Source organism: Pseudomonas sp. E315, assembly GCF_055406205.1.
In genome coordinates this window covers 144,389-162,920 of sequence record NZ_JBUZPJ010000011.1, presented here as the reverse complement: position 1 = coordinate 162,920, position 18,532 = coordinate 144,389, and the positions used below count along the sequence as shown (strand labels likewise).

The following is an 18,532-nucleotide window of genomic DNA, read 5'->3' as shown; positions in this document are numbered from 1 at the left end:
GTGCTCTGTTGACGAGGCCAGAAGCTGGCCCCGTCAGTGGCAGATAAACGCTTAGTTGTGAGCGTGCAGTGCTTCGTTCAGCTCGATGGCCGACTTGTGGGTTTTGCATTCCACAGCGCCAGTTTCCGAGTTGCGACGGAACAACAGGTCAGGTTGACCTGCCAGATCGCGGGCTTTAACCACTTTGACCAGTTGGTTGTTTTCGTCCAGCAGAGCCACTTTGGTGCCGGCTGTTACGTACAGGCCCGACTCAACAGTGTTGCGGTCGCCCAATGGGATGCCGATACCGGCGTTAGCGCCGATCAGGCAACCTTCGCCAACCTTGATCACGATGTTGCCGCCGCCCGACAGAGTGCCCATTGTGGAGCAGCCGCCACCCAGGTCTGAACCCTTGCCAACGAAAACGCCAGCCGAAACACGACCTTCGATCATGCCCGGGCCTTCGGTGCCCGCGTTGAAGTTGACGAAGCCTTCGTGCATCACGGTGGTGCCTTCGCCGATGTAAGCGCCCAGACGGATGCGCGCGCTGTCAGCGATACGCACGCCAGCCGGTACTACGTAGTCAGTCATTTTCGGGAACTTGTCGACCGAGAACACTTCTAGTAGTTCGCCGCGCAGACGGGCTTCGAGTTGACGCTCAGCCAGTTCGTTCAGGTCGATAGCACCTTGGCTGGTCCACGCCACGTTAGGCAGCAACGGGAACACACCCGCCAGGCTCAGGCCGTGTGGCTTTACCAAACGATGGGACAGCAGGTGCAGCTTGAGGTAGGCCTCAGGCGTGGATGTCAGCGCGGCATCTTCGGCCAGCAGAGTGGCGACCATTGGCTTGTGGCTTTCGGCCAGGCGGGTTAGCAGGGCAGCTTGAGCAGCGTCAATGGGTTTGACGATCTCGGCCATTTGCGCGGCTTGGGCGGTCGTAAAGGTGATTGCCTGATTGCCACCGGTGTAACCGAGGATTGGAGCGATCGCTGCAACCAGCTCGGCCGATGGATTGATCAGGGGTTGTGCGTAGAACACTTCCAGCCATGCGCCTTGACGGTTCTGTGTACCAACACCGAAAGCTGCGCTGAATAGGGTAGTAGACATGCAATTACCTCTTACAAAAATAAATGGGCGGTCTTGAGTCATTGGACTTTGTTAAGGGCCGCCGCATAAAGATCAGGCTTGAAGCCAATCAGGGTTTTGTCACCGAGATCGAGCACTGGGCGCTTGATCATCGAGGGTTGGGCGAGCATCAGCTCAATCGCTTTCGCTTGGTCGAGATCGGCTTTTTGTTCGTCTTCGAGTTTGCGAAAGGTTGTGCCAGCGCGATTGAGCACCACTTGCCAGCCGTGCTCGTTGCACCACTGGGTGAGGTGTTCGCGGTCGATGCCAGTGGTTTTGTAGTCATGGAAGTCGTAACGCACTGCATGTTCATCCAGCCAGGTGCGAGCCTTTTTCATGGTGTCGCAGGCTTTGATGCCGAAAAGGTGCAACGTTTTGCTTGAATCGGTCACGGAAATTGCCCCTCCTTTGGAGATGCTTGAAATGAGCGGTGGCGGATTATGCCATGTGCGGCGCACTTGGGGCGCAGGCTGGGCACTAGCTTGGCAGGTTCTTGTGACATGTCATCAAGCCACTGCGACTTTTGTTCAGCGGCGAGCCTCTGGTGTTAAAGGCTACTATGACGCCGAATGGAAAATTGTTGCCATTTGTGATTAGTTAAAAACTGTTTTCCAGGAACCCTGCTGATATGCAAACCGCCTATACCGTCCTCATCTTGTTGATGTTGGTGGGAGTCTCACGTTTATTGGGGCGCGTCATCCCGTTGCCTTTGCCGCTGGTCCAGATTGCTGCCGGTGCCGTGCTGGCGTGGCCAACTCTGGGGCTGCATGTGGCGTTAGACCCTGAGTTGTTCCTGTTCCTGTTTTTACCGCCGCTCCTGTTTTCAGATGGCTGGCGCATCCCCAAGCGCGAATTTTGGCGTCTGCGCGGGCCGATTCTGACGCTGGCAGTCGGTCTGGTTTTATTTACGGTGGTGGGTGCGGGTTACTTCATTCACTGGCTGCTGCCGACCATTCCTTTGCCCGTTGCGTTCGCGCTAGCCGCTGTACTGTCGCCGACTGACGCCGTGGCAGTTTCAGCCATTGCACAAAACCGTTTGCCAGCGCCTTTGATGCATATGTTGCAAGGCGAAGCGTTGATGAATGACGCAACGGGGCTGGTCACGTTCAAGTTCGCGTTGGTAGCGGCGATTACGGGCGTGTTTTCACTGGCCAATGCCAGTGTGACCTTCGTGTTGGTGGCCTGTGGCGGTTTGGCTATCGGCGTGGCATTGAGTTGGGTAGTAGGGCGCATGCGCTCGTGGATGATTGCTCGCGGTTGGGATGATCCCGCGACGCATGTTGTCTTTATGTTGCTGCTGCCCTTTGCCGCCTACGTACTGGCTGAGCGTCTGGGGGCGTCAGGTATTTTGTCGGCGGTGGCGGCGGGGATGATGCAGAGCTGGCTGGACTTGTTGCCGCGTCAAACCAGTACCCGTTTGCTGAACCGCAGCGTATGGGGGTTATTGGAATTCGCGTTCAACGGGCTGATCTTTTTGCTGTTGGGGCTGCAACTGCCTGACATCATCAAGGCGGTGGTCAGGCTGGAAACCCACCTGTGGCCCACGCTGATGTATCGCTGCCTGGATGTGGTGGTGATCTTCCTGGTCTTGATTGCCCTACGCTTTATCTGGGTGCAGAGCATCTGGCGCTTGTCCGGCCTGCTGCGGCGCTGGCGCGGCAAGGAAGAGCTGACAATGGTCCCGAACGCACGTTCCTGCTGGATTCTGACCGTGGGCGGTGTGCGCGGGGCGGTGACGCTGGCGGGTGTCATGTCGATTCCATTGTTGCTCAATGAAGGGCTGGATTTCCCCGAGCGTGAGCTGCTGATCTTTATTGCGGCCGGCGTGATATTGCTGTCATTGATAGTGGCTTGTATTGCGTTGCCGCTATTGTTGCGCGGGATCTCCAAGAGCCCGGATGACGCGATACGCAATGAGGTGCGTGATGCCTGGCGCCGCACGGCCGAGGCCGCCATTCATGCGCTGGAGACCGAAGAGGTAGTTGACCCTGACGATCCACCGGACGCTGCTCAAGCAGCGCTGGCCGCGGAGCTGAAGGCGCGGATCATGTCTGAATACCGACATCAGCTTGACGTCTTCAATGACTCTGCAGAAGCACAGGCATTGGCATCGAAGATGGATGAGCTGGAAGGTCGCCTGCGCCTCAAAGCGCTCAGGGCGCAGCGTCTGGAACTCTATAGCCTGCGTCGTCACCACGAAATTGGCGATGAAGTGCTCGGCGAAATCCTGCGCGATCTGGACTTGAGTGAAGCGAATCTGGGGGCTGTGAAGTAAGCGTGGAGCGTGTCCGGCTCTGACTGTAGGAGCGAGTGTGCTCGCGATGGTTTCGCGAGCAAGCCCGCTCCTACAGATTCAGGGTGTTATTTCTGGCGTTCAATAAACGCACGAATCCGCTCTGCGGCTTCTACGCACTCCGCCAGGGGGGCGACCAAGGCCATGCGCACGCGGCCTGCTCCCGGGTTGAATCCATCGACCTCGCGCGACAGGTATGAGCCGGGTACCACGGTCACGTGTTCTTCTTTGAACAGGTCGCGGCAGAACTCGGCGTCGTCACCTTCAACCTTGGGCCACAAGTAAAAGCCGCCATCCGGGCGCTGCACGTCGAGGACTGGCGTGAGGATCTCCAATACTGCGTCGAACTTCTCGCGGTACAGGTCGCGGTTGGTGCGCACGTGGTCTTCGTCGTTCCATGCCGCAATGCTGGCCAGTTGGGTTTGAACCGGCATGGCGCAGCCGTGGTAGGTGCGGTACAGCAAAAACGCTTTGAGAATGTCAGCATCGCCCGCGACAAAGCCCGAGCGCAGCCCCGGCAGGTTTGAGCGTTTGGACAGACTGTGGAACACCACGCAACGTTTGAAGTCTTCACGGCCCAGTGCAACGCAGGCGCTGAGCAAGCCAACGGGGGGTGTTTGCTCGTCGAAATACAGCTCGCTGTAGCATTCGTCGGCAGCGATCACGAAGTCGTATTTGTCAGCCAGCGCAATCAGCTTTTTCAAGGTTTCAAGCGGGATCAGTGCGCCTGTCGGGTTGCCCGGCGAGCATAGAAACAGTATTTGGCAGCGCTGCCAGGTCTCAGCCGATACCGCGTCGAAATCCGGGTTAAACCCATGTTCTGCCAGGCACGGCAGGTAGTGAGGCTGAGCTCCGGCCAGAAAGGCGGCGCCTTCGTAGATCTGATAAAACGGGTTCGGGCTAACGACCAGTGCGTCGTCGCTGCGATTGACCACGGTTTGGGTGAAGGCAAACAAGGCTTCACGGGTGCCGTTGACGGGCAAAATATTGCGCGCCGGATCGAGCCAGCTGGATGGTACGTTGAAGCGACGCTTAGCCCAGCCTGCAATGGCTTCACGCAGGGCGGGAATGCCCAGAGTGGTTGGGTAAACCGCCATCTGGTCGAGGTTGTCAGCCAGCGCTTTGGCTACGAAGTCGGGCGAGCGGTGCTTTGGTTCGCCAATCGACAACGCAATTGGGCGTTTGTCAGCGTTGGGCTGCACGCTGCCCAGCAGGGCGCGCAGTTTCTCGAACGGGTAAGGCTGTAGCTGGTTTAGAGCGTTGTTCATTGGGTGCGGGTCTCACTCGGCGGCGGTTAGATGCTCAGGCGCCACGGTTCTGGGGCGGTGTCTTGGTTGACCGTTAATTGCTCAACGATCGCTTCCTGCAAGCGCATGCACAGTTGTGGGTCAGACAGCGGCTGATTGTTTGCATCGGTAATAAAAAATACGTCTTCTACGCGTTCGCCCAAGGTGGCAATTTTGGCGTTTTGCAACGACAGGTCGAACTCCAGAAAGATCATCCCGATTCGCGCCAACAGGCCTGGTCGATCAGGAGCGCTCAGTTCCAATACGGTAACCGGACGCTGTGCATCGTTGTGGATGGTGACCTGAGGCGGGAAGGCAAAATGCTTGAGCTGACGCGGCACCCGGCGCTGGATGATGGTCGGGTAGTCGTCGGGGTTGCGCAGGGCTTCGGTCAAGCCCTTGCGGATTTTTTCGATGCGTTGCGGGTTGTTGCCAATCGAGTCGCCGTCGTTGTCGAGCACGATGTAGGTGTCGAGGGTGAACTGGCTGCTGGAGGTGATGATGCGCGCGTCATGGATATTGAGGTTGAGCTGATCCATCGCGGCCACAGTCACGGCAAAGAAGTCGTGCTGGTCGGGCGCATAAATGAAGATCTGCGTACCGCCCTCGAACTCGCGCTGGGTGGTTTCTTTAATTAATACCAGCGGGCCACCATCGGCGGGCTGTTGCAGGATGGCTTCGGTGTGCAGCGCCACGTCGGCAGAGGTGTGACGCAGGAAGTAGTCATCACCCAGCTGCGACCAGAGTTGCTCGACGTCGTCTTGGTCGTTGCCGTTGCGCACCAGAGTGTCTAGCGCAGCACTTTGGGTTTGGCGGATCTGCTCTTCGCGGTCCACAGGGTTTTCAAGGCCGCGACGTAAGGCACGTTTGGTTTCGGTGTAGAGCTGGCGCAACAAGCTGGCGCGCCAAGAGTTCCAGAGTGTCGGGTTGGTGGCGTTGATGTCTGCCACGGTCAGCACGTACAGATAGTCCAGATGGGTTTCATCCACCACGATCTGGGCAAAGTCGTGAATGACTTGCGGGTCTGAGAGGTCTTTGCGCTGGGCGGTGGTCGACATGACGAGGTGATTTTGCACCAGCCACACGATCAGGCGGGTATCCCAAACGGGCAGTTGGTGGCGAATGCAGAACGCTTCGGCATCCACTGCGCCAATCTCGGAGTGATCACCATGACGGCCTTTGCCGATGTCGTGATACAGCCCGGCCAGATAGATCAACTCAGGTTTGGGCAGCTTGGCCATCAACTTGCTTGCCAGCGGGAATTTCTCTGACACTTGGGTGTACTGCAATTTACGCAGGTGCTTGATCAGGTTCAGCGTGTGCGCATCGACGGTGTAGATGTGGAACAGGTCGTGCTGCATTTGCCCAACAATAAAGCCGAACTCAGGCAGATAACGCCCGAGAATGCCGTAGCGGTTCATTCGGCGCAGGTTGCGATGAATCCCGATTTTGCATTTGAACAGCTCTATAAATAGGCTGGTGTTGCGGATGTCGTTACGAAAATCGTCGTCGATCAGGTAGCGATGCTCGCGCAGTAAACGAATGGTGTCGGCCCGCACGCCTTTTATTTCGGGGTGTTGAGCCATCAGCAGGAAAATTTCAAGCATTGCAAACGGTGTGCGCTTGAACACGTAATCGCTGGTGGCTTCTATATAGCCATCATGCAACTGAAAGCGAGCGTTCAAAGGTTGAGGCGGCGCTTCGTCGTCGGGCGCCAGAATCACTTCTTCGAAGTGCTGGATGATCAGGTCGCTGAGCTGGGCGATGCTCATGACCACCCGGTAGTACTGCTGCATGAAGTTTTCGATGGTCTGCTTGGTGTCTTCACCGGTAAAACCAAGCAGTTCAGCGATGCTGCGCTGATGATCAAACAGCAAACGGTCTTCGGCGCGCCCGGCCAGCATGTGCAGGGCGTAGCGGACTTTCCACAGAAACTCCTGGGAGGCGGCCAGTACGGCGTGTTCGCTCTCGACCAGAAAGCCTTCGCCCGCCAACGCGCGCAGATTCAGGGTCCCGTACTGACGACGGGCTACCCACAAAATGGTCTGGATGTCCCGCAGGCCGCCGGGCGAGCCTTTAACATTGGGTTCCAGGTTGTATTCGGTGTCGTTGTACTTGTGGTGCCGCGCTTTTTGCTCGGCACGCTTGGCCAGAAAGAAGTCCTTGCTGGGCCACATGTGCGCGGTGCTGGTGACTTCTAGCATGCGCTGGCGCAAACGCTCCGGGCCCGCCACTGTGCGGCTTTCCATCAGGTTGGTGATGATGGTCAGGTCGGCACGGGCTTGTTCGGCGCACTCGTCAACAGAGCGCACGCTTTGGCCTACTTCGAGGCCGATATCCCAAAGCAGCGTCAGAAAACGCTCTATAGAGTCGCGGAAAATCTCGTGATCGTTGTTGTCGAGCAAGATCAGCAAGTCGATGTCGGAGTAGGGGTGCAGTTCGCCACGCCCATACCCGCCAACAGCCACGAGGGCGATGTCGGCTTGATCGCTCCAACTGAACTGCTCCCATGCCTGTTGCAGGATGTTGTCGACGAACCAGGCGCGGTCTTCGATCAGACGTCGAATATCGCGGCCCTTACGAAAACGTTCGTCCAGCGCCTCTCGTGCCTGGCGGATCGCTTTTTTGAAAGCGGCAATTGGGCTTGCCTTCAATGCCAGTTCAGCCTGGAATTGGCCACGGTCAAAAAGTTCGGGATCCACCTGCGGCATCGATTGGCTTTCCTTGGGCGATTGCTTTTATTTATAGAGCGTATCTATCGAGCGAAGCCGGTGAGTCTCAGGCCGAAACGCGTGGGATGGTGTCATCGCTGCGCAGGGTGAAGATCTCGTAGCCGGTCTCGGTCACCAGCAGGGTGTGTTCCCACTGAGCGGACAGCTTGCGGTCCTTGGTGATTGCAGTCCAGCCATCGCCCAGCACCTTGGTGTCGGCTTTGCCCTGGTTGATCATTGGCTCGATGGTGAACGTCATGCCTGCTTTCAGCTCCATGCCGGTGCCAGCGCGACCGTAGTGCAGGATTTGAGGTTCTTCGTGGAACACCTTACCGATGCCGTGGCCGCAGAACTCGCGAACGACCGAGAAGCCATTCTTTTCAGCGTGTTTCTGAATGACTTCACCGATATCGCCCAAACGGCAGCCCGGCTTGACCAGTTCGATGGCCTTGTACATGCACTCTTGGGTCACTTGCGACAGGCGCTCAGCCCAGACCGGCACTTTGCCGACGTGGAACATGCGGCTGGTGTCACCGTGATAACCGTCTTTAATGACAGTGACGTCGATATTCAGGGTGTCGCCGTCTTTGAGTGCCTTGTCGCACGGGATGCCGTGGCACACAACGTGGTTGATCGAAGTGCAGATCGACTTGGGGAAACCCTTGTAGTTCAAGGGGGCAGGAATGGCCTTTTGCACGTTGACAATATAGTCGTGGCAAATGCGGTCCAGCTCTTCAGTGGTGACGCCCGGCTTAACATGCTCGGCGATCATTTCCAGTACGTCGGCGGCCAGTTTGCCGGCGATACGCATTTTTGCGATGTCCTCGGGTGTTTTGAGGGTGACGGTCATACAGGCTCTCTTCGCGCATTAGCGCTTATCAACAAAATTGCGGGGGCGCGCCAAGGTTGTGTAACGGCGCACCGCCATAAAAACGCGATTCTAACAGACGGTCGGCGTTAATCATGCGCCTCTCGCCATCGCTTCTCTTAATAGAATGGGGCATTCTGGCGCTATTCCAAGCCTTGCGCAAAAGAGCCTGGAAGAAAGTCAGAATCCGTATTTCGTTTTTTGGCCATCTTGTGATATAAAATGCGCCGCTTTGTGGGTATAGCCCACAGAGCACAAACCCACACACGTGTCGACACGATGACCTGGGTGCCTTCAGCTCGAAGCTGCTGGTTGGTCATTGGGATACGTGGAGGCCTAACCCGACTTATTAAGGAACTATCATGTCCCAAGTCAACATGCGCGATATGCTGAAGGCCGGTGTGCACTTCGGTCACCAAACCCGTTACTGGAACCCAAAGATGGGTAAATACATCTTTGGCGCGCGTAACAAGATTCACATCATCAACCTTGAAAAAACCCTGCCAATGTTCAACGAAGCTCTGACTTTCGTAGAGCGTCTGGCCCAGGGCAAAAACAAGATTCTGTTCGTCGGCACCAAGCGTTCCGCTGGCAAGATCGTTGCTGAAGAAGCAGCACGTTGCGGTTCGCCGTACGTCGATCACCGCTGGTTGGGCGGCATGCTCACCAACTTCAAAACCATCCGTGCTTCGATCAAGCGTCTGCGTGACCTTGAAATCCAGGCAGAAGACGGCACTTTCGCTAAGCTGACCAAGAAAGAGGCGCTGATGCGCACTCGCGATCTGGAAAAGCTGGATCGTAGCCTGGGTGGTATCAAGGACATGGGCGGTCTGCCAGACGCACTGTTCGTTATCGACGTTGACCACGAGCGTATCGCGATCACCGAAGCTAACAAGTTGGGTATCCCGGTTATCGGCGTTGTCGATACCAACAGCAGCCCAGAAGGTGTTGACTACATCATCCCAGGCAACGATGACGCAATCCGCGCTATCCAGCTGTACATGGGCGCGATGGCTGATGCTGTAATCAAAGGCCGTAACCACGTTGCTGGCGGCACCGACGTTTTCGTCGAAGAAGCTCCAGCTGCAGCGGTAGTTGAAGGCTGAGTAACTAACGCCTAGCGTTTACTCAGTACGCAAAAAGGGGGCTTGGCCCCCTTTTTGCCACCTCGAAATCCATCTATTGGACATGTCCCCGTCGTTGCTGTATCAGATTGCGGCTGACAGGGTTGCATCGAGGCATGCTTCACACGAATTGAACGCCCGTTCGGTCGGGTGGAATGGTTGAAAACCTATCCAAGAGGAATTTTGAAATGGCAGAGATTACTGCAGCGTTGGTTAAAGAACTGCGTGAGCGTACTGGCGAAGGCATGATGGATTGCAAGAAAGCCTTGACCAAGGCTGGCGGCGACATCGAAAAAGCCATTGATGACATGCGTGCTTCGGGCGCCATCAAAGCGGCCAAAAAAGCAGGTAACGTAGCTGCTGAAGGCGCTATCGCAGTTAAAGTTGCGGACGACAACAAGTCTGCCGTAATTCTTGAAGTTAACTCGCAAACTGACTTCTTGGCTCTGCAAGACGACTTCAAAAAATTCGTTGCTGACAGCGTAGAAAAAGCATTCGCTGACAAGCTGACCGACGCAGCTCCACTGATCGCTTCTCAAGAAGCTGATCGTCTGGTTCTGGTTGGTAAAGTAGGCGAAAACGTTAATATTCGTCGTCTGGCGCGTATCGAAGGCGATGTTGTTGATGCTTACCTGCACGGCAACAAAATCGGTGTTGTTGTAGCCCTGAAAGGCGGCAACGCTGAGCTGGCTCGTGACATCGCTATGCACGTAGCGGCAAGCAACCCAGAGTTCCTGCTGCCAAGCGAAGTGTCTGCTGAAGCAATCGAACGCGAAAAAGCCGTGTTCCTGAGCCTCAACGAAGACAAGATCAAAGGCAAGCCAGCTGAAATCGTCGAGAAGATGGTTGCTGGTCGTATCAGCAAGTTCCTTGCTGAAGCGAGCCTGGTTGAACAAGCGTTCGTTAAGAACCCAGAAATCAAAGTTGGCGAGCTGGCTAAAAAAGCAGGCGCTGAAATCGTATCCTTCACTTACTTCAAAGTAGGCGACGGCATCGAGAAGCCAGTTGATGACTTCGCAGCAGAAGTTGCTGCTCAAGTGGCTGCAAGCAAGCAATAAGACGGTTTTAAACTGTCGACCCAAGAGGCTGCCCGCTCACGCGCGCAGCCTCTTTTCAGATGGGAGAGCGTTTTGTCTTTCCCGGCGGAACCGGTTTACAAAATCGTGATCCGATGGTGCTGTTGTGCAGCACCTACTAGAGTAAGCGCGGGCTGTAAGTGGCCTCGCACAGATTTTTTTTAAAACGCGGCAGGAGAGATTCGCAATGGCTCAGCAGGGCAGTGGTTATCAAGCTCGCTATAAACGCATTCTACTCAAGCTAAGCGGCGAAGCCCTGATGGGCTCTGAAGAGTTCGGGATCGACCCCAAGGTACTCGACCGCATGGCGTTGGAAGTTGGCCAATTGGTCGGCATCGGCGTGCAGGTAGGTCTGGTGATTGGTGGTGGCAACCTGTTCCGTGGTGCTGCGCTGAGTGCTGCGGGTATGGATCGTGTAACAGGCGACCATATGGGCATGTTGGCAACTGTGATGAACGCCTTGGCCATGCGCGATGCGCTGGAACGTGCGAATATTTCCGCCATCGTAATGTCGGCTATTTCCATGGTGGGTGTGACCGATCATTACGATCGTCGTAAAGCCATGCGTCACCTGAACGCTAAGGAAGTGGTTATTTTTGCGGCAGGTACAGGCAACCCATTCTTCACGACGGATTCGGCCGCTTGCTTGCGTGCCATTGAAATCGATGCAGATGTGGTGCTTAAGGCCACCAAGGTTGATGGTGTATACACCGCTGACCCATTCAAGGACCCGCATGCCGAGAAGTTCGATCATCTGACTTATGATGAAGTGCTGGATCGCAAGCTGGGTGTAATGGATCTGACGGCAATCTGCCTGTGCCGCGACCACAAAATGCCATTGCGCGTATTTAATATGAACAAGCCTGGCGCTCTGCTGAATATTGTCCACGGCGGCGCTGAAGGTACTCTGATCGAGGAAGGTCAACAATGATCAACGAAATCAAAAAAGATGCGCAAACGCGCATGCAAAAATCGCTGGAATCGCTGAGCCACGCTTTTGGCCAGATCCGTACCGGTAAAGCGCACCCAAGCATTCTGGGTAGCGTGATGGTGCCTTACTACGGTGCTGATACCCCGCTGAGCCAAGTGGCTAACGTCACTGTAAAAGACTCTCGTACCCTGCAAGTTGTCGCGTTTGAGCGCAACATGCTGGCGGCTGTCGACAAGGCAATCCAGAGCGCGGGCTTGAACCTTAACCCGACTAACCTTGGCGAGTTGCTACTGATCTCCATGCCGGCGCTGACTGAGGAAACCCGTAAGGTGTTTGCTAAGCAGGCCCGTGATGCAGCAGAAGATGCTCGTGTGGCGGTGCGTAACATCCGTCGTGATGCTTTGAGCCAGCTCAAGGCTTTGGTCAAGGATAAAGAAATCAGCGAAGACGAAGAGCGTCGTGCTGCTGATGAAATCCAGAAGTTGACCGACAAGGCTGTAGCCGACATCGAAACTGCTACCAAGCAGAAAGAAGCGGACCTGATGGCCGTATAAGGGTCAGGACGTTTTATGGAAAAGACCAAGCAGGCTATGTCGTCTCCGGTGCCGCGGCATGTCGCGATCATCATGGACGGTAATAATCGTTGGGCGAAAAAGCGCTTTATGCCGGGCGTTGCCGGGCATAAAGCGGGCGTGGACGCTGTTCGCGCTGTGATTGAGGTGTGTGCCGAGGCCAAGGTCGAAGTGCTCACCTTGTTCGCGTTCTCCAGTGAAAACTGGCAGCGTCCTGCGGCTGAAGTCAGTGCCTTGATGGATTTGTTCTTCAAGGCGTTGCGTCGTGAGGCCAAGCGCCTAAACGAAAATAACATTAGCCTGCGCATCATTGGTGATCGCTCCCGCTTCCATCCCGAGTTACAGGCGGCGATGCGCGAAGCTGAAGCGATCACCGCAGGGGCTGGGCGTTTTGTTCTGCAAATTGCGGCCAACTATGGCGGTCAATGGGATATTGCGCAGGCCGCGCAGCGGTTGGCGCGGGAGGTTCAGGCAGGGCATTTGCAGCCTGAAGACATTACGCCCGGTCTGCTGCAAACCTGTCTGGTAACGGGCGATCTGCCATTACCTGATTTGTGCATTCGCACCGGTGGTGAGCACCGCATCAGTAATTTCCTGTTGTGGCAGTTGGCTTATTCCGAGTTGTACTTCTCCGACCTGTTCTGGCCGGACTTCAAACACGAAGCCATGCGTCATGCATTGGCTGATTTCGCATCTCGCCAGCGTCGTTTCGGTAAAACGAGCGAGCAGGTTGAGGCTGGAGCCCGGGTTTAATGCTTAAACAAAGAATCATCACTGCTCTTATATTGCTGCCAATCGCTTTGTGCGGCTTTTTCCTGCTTGAAGGGTCTGGCTTTGCGCTGTTTATTGGTCTGGTCGTGACCTTAGGTGCATGGGAATGGGCGCGTCTGGCTGGTTTTGATGCTCAGCCTGCACGAGTTGCTTTTGCTGTTGTGGTGGCTGTGCTGCTCTTTGGTTTGCACATCTTTCCTGATCTGGCGCCTTGGGTGCTGGGGGCAGCAGTCTTGTGGTGGGCGTTGGCCACCTATTTGGTGTTGACCTTTCCTCAATCGGCTGCGCATTGGTCCACAACGGCAACCAAGTTGGTAATTGGCCTGTTAATTCTGTTGCCCGCCTGGCAAGGTTTGGTGCTGATCAAGGCTATGCCGTTGGGTAACTGGTTGATCATGGCGGTGATGGTTCTGGTTTGGGGCGCAGACATTGGTGCCTATTTTTCCGGGCGTAAATTTGGCAAACGTAAGCTCGCACCTAAAGTCAGCCCCGGTAAAAGCTGGGAAGGCGTGTTTGGAGGCTTGCTGTTGAGTCTGTTGATCACCGCAGCAGTGGGAGTGGTTCGTGAATGGAGCGCTGTTCAACTGTTTTTGGCGCTGGTGGGTGCTGCGCTGATTGTATTGATTTCGGTTGTGGGCGACCTGACCGAGAGTATGTTCAAGCGTCAGGCGGGCATTAAAGACAGCAGTAACCTGTTGCCGGGCCACGGCGGTGTTTTGGATCGTATCGACAGCCTAACGGCGGCGATCCCTGTATTTGCGGTGTTGTTGTGGATGGCCGCCTCATGAGTCGTGCGCAACAGATTACGGTTTTGGGGGCTACGGGCTCCATTGGCTTAAGCACCCTTGATGTGATTGCGCGCCATCCTGATCGTTATCAGGTTTTTGGCTTGAGCGGTTATAGCCGTTTAACGGAGTTGCTGGCGTTGTGCGTGCTGCACAAGCCGAAAATTGCCGTTGTGCCGGATGAGCAATCAGCGAGTCAATTGCAGGCCGATTTGCGTGCTGCTGGGTTGCGCACTGAAGTGTTGGTGGGTGAGTCTGGCTTGTGTCAGATCGCCTCTGCACCTGAAGTCGATGCGGTAATGGCTGCCATTGTGGGGGCGGCGGGTTTGCGTCCAACATTGGCTGCGGTTAGCGCTGGCAAGAAAATTCTGCTGGCTAACAAGGAGGCGCTGGTGATGACCGGCGCCCTGTTTATGCAGGCGGTCCGTCGCAGTGGTTCGGTGTTGTTGCCGATCGACAGTGAGCACAACGCGATTTTCCAGTGTTTGCCTCAGGATTTCGCGCGAGGTTTGGGGGCGGTGGGTGTTCGACGTATATTGCTGACAGCCTCGGGCGGGCCTTTTCGAGAAACACCGTTGGCGCAGCTTGAAAATGTGACGCCGGACCAAGCATGCGCTCATCCCAATTGGTCGATGGGGCGCAAGATATCGGTAGACTCGGCCAGCATGATGAACAAAGGCCTGGAGTTAATTGAGGCTTGCTGGCTATTCGACGCCAAGCCGAGTCAGGTTGAGGTGGTGATACACCCGCAAAGCGTGATCCATTCGTTGGTGGACTATGTGGACGGCTCGGTGCTGGCTCAACTGGGCAACCCGGACATGCGCACACCTATCGCCAATGCCTTGGCGTGGCCTGAGCGTATTGATTCGGGGGTGGCGCCGCTGGACTTGTTTGCGGTTGCACGTCTGGACTTTCAGCGGCCTGATGAGCAGCGTTTCCCGTGCTTGCGTTTGGCGCGTGAGGCCGCTGCAGCAGGCAACAGTGCACCAGCCATGTTGAATGCGGCCAATGAGGTTGCAGTCGCAGCCTTCCTTGATGGGCGTATCCGCTATCCGCAGATTGCCCGCATCATTGAAGATGTATTGAACAGTGAGCCCGTTGTTGTGGTGGATGAGCTGGAGGCGGTATTTGCCGCTGATGCCAAAGCCCGCACGTTGACAGAGCGGTGGTTGAGCCGCAACGGGTTATAAGTGGTACTTGCCGAAACCGGACAGGATCGCGGAGAAAGTAGATGAGTGCGCTCTATATGATTGTTGGCACCCTGATCGCGTTGGGGGTGTTGGTCACTTTTCATGAATTCGGTCACTTTTGGGTGGCGCGCCGTTGTGGCGTCAAGGTTCTGCGTTTTTCCGTGGGCTTCGGTACGCCCTTGTTGCGCTGGCATGATCGGCAGGGCACAGAGTTTGTAATCGCAGCCATCCCATTGGGCGGCTACGTAAAAATGCTTGATGAGCGTGAAGGTGAAGTCCCAGCTGACCAGCTTGGACAGTCGTTCAATCGCAAAACCGTGGGGCAGCGTATTGCCATCGTTGCGGCAGGCCCTATCGCAAACTTTATGTTAGCGATGGTGTTTTTCTGGGTGTTGGCAATGATGGGCAGCCAACAAGTGCGCCCAGTCATTGGGGCGGTTGAAAGTGGGAGTTTGGCTGCGCAGGCAGGCTTAATGGCGGGGCAGGAAATAGTCTCGATTGACGCAGAGCCCACCACAGGCTGGGGTAATGTCAATCTGCAGCTGGTTCGCCGCTTGGGCGAAAGTGGCGCTATTGAGGTGTCGGTGCGCGAGCCAGGCTCTACTGCCGAGACTTCGCATCAAGTGGTCTTGCATGACTGGCTCAAGGGTGCAAACGAACCTGATCCCATCAGCTCGCTAGGTATTCGTCCTTGGCGCCCTGAGTTGCCAGCGATTTTGGCCGAGTTTGACCCAAAAGGCCCTGCTCAGGCTGCGGGGCTTAAAAGTGGCGATAAGTTACTGGCCATGAATGAGCAGCCGATCAAAGATTGGCAGCAAGTGGTGGATTGGGTTCGTGTACGTCCCGAAGCGCGGGTCGTACTGCAGGTAGAGCGTGACGGTGCTGTTATTGATATTCCTGTGACGCTCGCTGCTCGAGGTGAAGGCAAGGCTGCAACCGGTTATTTAGGGGCTGGTGTGAAGGGTGTGGACTGGCCACCCGAGATGATTCGCGAGGTCAGTTATGGCCCGCTTGCTGCTATTGGTGAGGGGGCAAAGCGCACTTGGACCATGAGCGTATTGACGCTCGATTCACTTAAGAAAATGTTGTTCGGTGAGCTCTCGGTAAAAAACTTGAGTGGACCGATAACCATTGCTAAAGTGGCGGGCGCTTCTGCCCAGTCGGGTGTCGCGGATTTCCTGAATTTCTTGGCTTATCTGAGTATTAGCCTTGGCGTTCTGAACTTGTTGCCCATCCCTGTACTGGATGGGGGGCATTTGTTGTTTTATCTGATCGAGTGGGCGCGTGGTCGCCCCTTGTCGGATCGGGTGCAGGGTTGGGGAATGCAGATCGGCATCAGTTTGGTGGTTGGGGTGATGTTACTTGCCCTGGTCAACGATCTGGGTCGTCTGTAAACGCTTCGCTGAATTGCGAATCTGCCGCATTTTGCGGCAGTTTGTTTATTGCCAGTTGGAATAAGAAAGGACTTCATGAAACGTCTGCTGCTAACTGCGGTTCTCACCGTACTGATGATCGCCGAAGTTCACGCCGAGTCCTTCACTATCTCTGATATTCGTGTCAACGGGCTCCAGCGGGTTTCCGCCGGTAGCGTGTTTGGCGCGTTGCCGCTGAACGTGGGTGAGGTAGCGGATGACCGCCGTTTGGTGGAATCCACTCGTGCGTTGTTCAAAACCGGTTTCTTTCAGGATATCCAACTGGGTCGTGATGGCAATGTGCTTGTCATTACGGTAGTCGAACGTCCTTCCGTCGCCAGTATCACTATCGACGGTAACAAGGCTATTTCTACTGATGACCTGATGAAGGGTCTAAAACAGTCAGGTTTGGCTGAAGGCGAAATCTTCCAGCGTGCGACCCTTGAAGGGGTTCGTAACGAGCTGCAGCGTCAATACGTTGCACAGGGCCGTTACTCGGCAACAGTCGACACTGAAGTTGTACCTGAACCACGCAACCGCGTAGCGCTGAAGGTCAACATCAACGAAGGCACTGTTGCGGCTATCCAGCACATCAACGTGGTGGGTAACTCGGTCTTCCCGGAAGATGAACTGACTGATCTATTCGAGCTTAAAACCACAAACTGGTTGTCGTTCTTCAAGAACGACGACAAGTATGCGCGTGAAAAGCTGTCGGGTGACCTGGAGCGTCTGCGCTCTTACTACCTTGATCGCGGTTATATCAATATGGATATCGCTTCGACTCAGGTATCGATCACCCCAGACAAGAAAAACGTCTACATCACCGTCAACATCAATGAAGGCGAAAAATTCAACGTTGGCGAAGTGAAGCTGACAGGTGACCTGAAAGTCCCTGAAGATCAAATCAAGTCGCTGCTGTTGGTTCAGCCAGGCCAAGTGTTCTCGCGCAAGCTGATGACCACCACCTCAGAACTGATCACGCGTCGTTTGGGTAACGAAGGCTACACCTTTGCTAACGTCAATGGCGTGCCACAGCCAAACGCTGAAGACCACACTGTTGCGATCACCTTCGTGGTTGATCCAGGCAAGCGCGCCTACGTTAACCGCATTAACTACCGGGGTAACACCAAGTCGGAAGACGAAGTGCTGCGTCGTGAAATGCGTCAGATGGAAGGTGGCTGGGCTTCGACTTACCTGATCGATCAGTCCAAGGTTCGCCTTGAGCGTCTGGGCTTCTTCAAAGAAGTTAACGTTGAAACCCCTGCGGTGCCGGGCACCGACGATCTGGTTGACGTTAACTACTCCGTTGAAGAGCAAGCGTCTGGTTCGATTACTGCCAGCGTTGGTTTTGCTCAAAGCGCCGGTTTGATCCTGGGTGGCTCGATCACACAGAACAACTTCCTGGGTACAGGTAACAAGGTCAGCATTGGCCTGACGCGTAGTGAATATCAAAGCCGCTACAACTTCAGCTATGTCGATCCGTACTGGACTGCTGATGGTGTGAGCCTGGGTTACAACGCGTTTTACCGCACCACTGACTACAAAGATCTCGACGTTGACGTAGCAAACTATGCGGTTGATAGCCTGGGTGCAGGTATCACCATGGGCTACCCAATCAGCGATACTTCGCGACTGACCTATGGTCTGAGCGTGCAGCAGGATGAAATCAGTACCGGTACTTACACCGTTGATGAAATCTACGATTTCGTGAACAAAGAAGGCGACAAATACCTTAACTTCAAGGCATCGGCAGGCTGGTCTGAGTCGACGCTCAACAAAGGTGTACTGCCAACGCGTGGCAGCTCGCAGAGTCTGGTGCTTGAAACCACGATTCCGGGCAGCGACCTGCAATTCTACAAATTGGACTACCGTGCTCAGATGTTCCAGCCGTTGACCGATACCTACACCATGCGTCTGCACACAGAGCTTGGTTATGGTGACAGTTACGGTTCGACCTCGGGCTTGCCGTTCTACGAGAACTATTACGCGGGTGGTTTCAACTCGGTACGTGGTTTTAAAGACAGTGCACTTGGTCCGCGCAGCACGCCAAACAAGAACGACCCTGACCAAGATCCGCTACCCTTCGGTGGTAACGTGCTGATCCAGGGTGGTGTTGAAGTGTTGTTCCCGATGCCGTTCGTGAAAGATCAACGCTCCCTGCGCACCTCTGTGTTCTGGGATGTGGGTAACGTGTTTGACACCAACTGCAAGTCGACCACCAAGGATTGCGACATCAGCTTTAGCAACATGGCCAGTTCTGTTGGTATGGGCGTGACTTGGGTGACTGCGCTTGGCCCGCTGAGCTTCAGCTTGGCCATGCCGATCAAGAAACCGGATGACGCAGATACTCAGGTGTTCCAATTCTCCCTCGGCCAGACTTTCTAAAAGCCTGACTTTAGATAACGACAA

General features: G+C 55.3%; 15 protein-coding genes. 10 read left to right on the top strand and 5 right to left on the bottom strand.

The features are described from left to right. Positions 1-51 precede the first annotated feature (51 nt). Positions 52-1,086 (bottom strand): 2,3,4,5-tetrahydropyridine-2,6-dicarboxylate N-succinyltransferase, encoded by a 1,035-nt coding sequence (dapD, locus tag ACZRJQ_RS16355; RefSeq protein WP_463979361.1) that lies wholly within the window; start codon positions 1,084-1,086, stop codon positions 52-54. A 38-nt stretch (positions 1,087-1,124) separates the two neighbouring features. Beyond that, on the bottom strand, positions 1,125-1,496 hold the full coding sequence (locus ACZRJQ_RS16350; protein WP_463979360.1) for an ArsC family reductase: 372 nt from the start codon (positions 1,494-1,496) through the stop codon (positions 1,125-1,127). A gap of 236 nt (positions 1,497-1,732) precedes the next feature. Here ACZRJQ_RS16350 and ACZRJQ_RS16345 point away from each other — a divergent pair, with 236 nt between their 5' ends. Further along, positions 1,733-3,379: a Na+/H+ antiporter gene (locus tag ACZRJQ_RS16345; protein ID WP_463979359.1), complete on the top strand. Its 1,647-nt coding sequence runs from the start codon at positions 1,733-1,735 to the stop codon at positions 3,377-3,379. A gap of 86 nt (positions 3,380-3,465) precedes the next feature. Here ACZRJQ_RS16345 and dapC read toward each other — a convergent pair whose 3' ends face one another. From dapC to map, 3 genes are all read right to left on the bottom strand, one after another. Then, complete coding sequence (dapC, locus tag ACZRJQ_RS16340) at positions 3,466-4,665, bottom strand: succinyldiaminopimelate transaminase (RefSeq protein WP_463979358.1); 1,200 nt, start codon at positions 4,663-4,665, stop codon at positions 3,466-3,468. 26 nt (positions 4,666-4,691) lie between these two features. Beyond that, positions 4,692-7,394 (bottom strand): [protein-PII] uridylyltransferase, encoded by a 2,703-nt coding sequence (locus ACZRJQ_RS16335; RefSeq protein ID WP_463979357.1) that lies wholly within the window; start codon positions 7,392-7,394, stop codon positions 4,692-4,694. A 67-nt stretch (positions 7,395-7,461) separates the two neighbouring features. Then, positions 7,462-8,244, bottom strand: a complete 783-nt coding sequence (gene map / locus ACZRJQ_RS16330; RefSeq protein ID WP_463979356.1) for a type I methionyl aminopeptidase — start codon at positions 8,242-8,244, stop codon at positions 7,462-7,464. Positions 8,245-8,624: 380 nt separating this feature from the next. On the opposite strand from map, the gene rpsB reads away from it, so the two are divergent. The 9 genes from rpsB (at position 8,625) to bamA (ending at position 18,508) form a co-directional block, all read left to right on the top strand. Next, the gene (gene rpsB / locus ACZRJQ_RS16325) at positions 8,625-9,368 is read left to right on the top strand and encodes a 30S ribosomal protein S2 (protein WP_463979355.1); all 744 of its coding nucleotides are present in this window, start codon (positions 8,625-8,627) and stop codon (positions 9,366-9,368) included. 206 nt (positions 9,369-9,574) lie between these two features. Next, on the top strand, positions 9,575-10,444 hold the full coding sequence (tsf, locus tag ACZRJQ_RS16320) for a translation elongation factor Ts (RefSeq protein WP_463979354.1): 870 nt from the start codon (positions 9,575-9,577) through the stop codon (positions 10,442-10,444). Between the two features lie 205 nt (positions 10,445-10,649). Further along, complete coding sequence (pyrH, locus tag ACZRJQ_RS16315) at positions 10,650-11,393, top strand: UMP kinase (protein ID WP_003172271.1); 744 nt, start codon at positions 10,650-10,652, stop codon at positions 11,391-11,393. Next, positions 11,390-11,947, top strand: coding sequence for a ribosome recycling factor (frr, locus tag ACZRJQ_RS16310; RefSeq protein WP_463979353.1), 558 nt, complete (start codon positions 11,390-11,392; stop codon positions 11,945-11,947). Before pyrH ends, frr begins: the two co-directional genes overlap by 4 nt. 15 nt (positions 11,948-11,962) lie before the next feature. Then, positions 11,963-12,718 (top strand): polyprenyl diphosphate synthase, encoded by a 756-nt coding sequence (gene uppS, locus ACZRJQ_RS16305; RefSeq protein WP_463979352.1) that lies wholly within the window; start codon positions 11,963-11,965, stop codon positions 12,716-12,718. Then, the gene (locus ACZRJQ_RS16300) at positions 12,718-13,524 is read left to right on the top strand and encodes a phosphatidate cytidylyltransferase (RefSeq protein WP_463979351.1); all 807 of its coding nucleotides are present in this window, start codon (positions 12,718-12,720) and stop codon (positions 13,522-13,524) included. The genes uppS and ACZRJQ_RS16300 overlap by 1 nt, the downstream gene beginning before the upstream one ends. After that, the gene (ispC, locus tag ACZRJQ_RS16295; protein ID WP_463979350.1) at positions 13,521-14,711 is read left to right on the top strand and encodes a 1-deoxy-D-xylulose-5-phosphate reductoisomerase; all 1,191 of its coding nucleotides are present in this window, start codon (positions 13,521-13,523) and stop codon (positions 14,709-14,711) included. Before ACZRJQ_RS16300 ends, ispC begins: the two co-directional genes overlap by 4 nt. Positions 14,712-14,752: 41 nt before the next feature. Then, positions 14,753-16,105 carry an RIP metalloprotease RseP gene (gene rseP / locus ACZRJQ_RS16290; protein WP_463979349.1) on the top strand — a complete coding sequence of 451 codons (1,353 nt, stop codon included), beginning with the start codon at positions 14,753-14,755 and terminating at the stop codon, positions 16,103-16,105. A gap of 75 nt (positions 16,106-16,180) precedes the next feature. Continuing rightward, the gene (bamA, locus tag ACZRJQ_RS16285; RefSeq protein ID WP_463979348.1) at positions 16,181-18,508 is read left to right on the top strand and encodes an outer membrane protein assembly factor BamA; all 2,328 of its coding nucleotides are present in this window, start codon (positions 16,181-16,183) and stop codon (positions 18,506-18,508) included. Positions 18,509-18,532 lie beyond the last annotated feature (24 nt).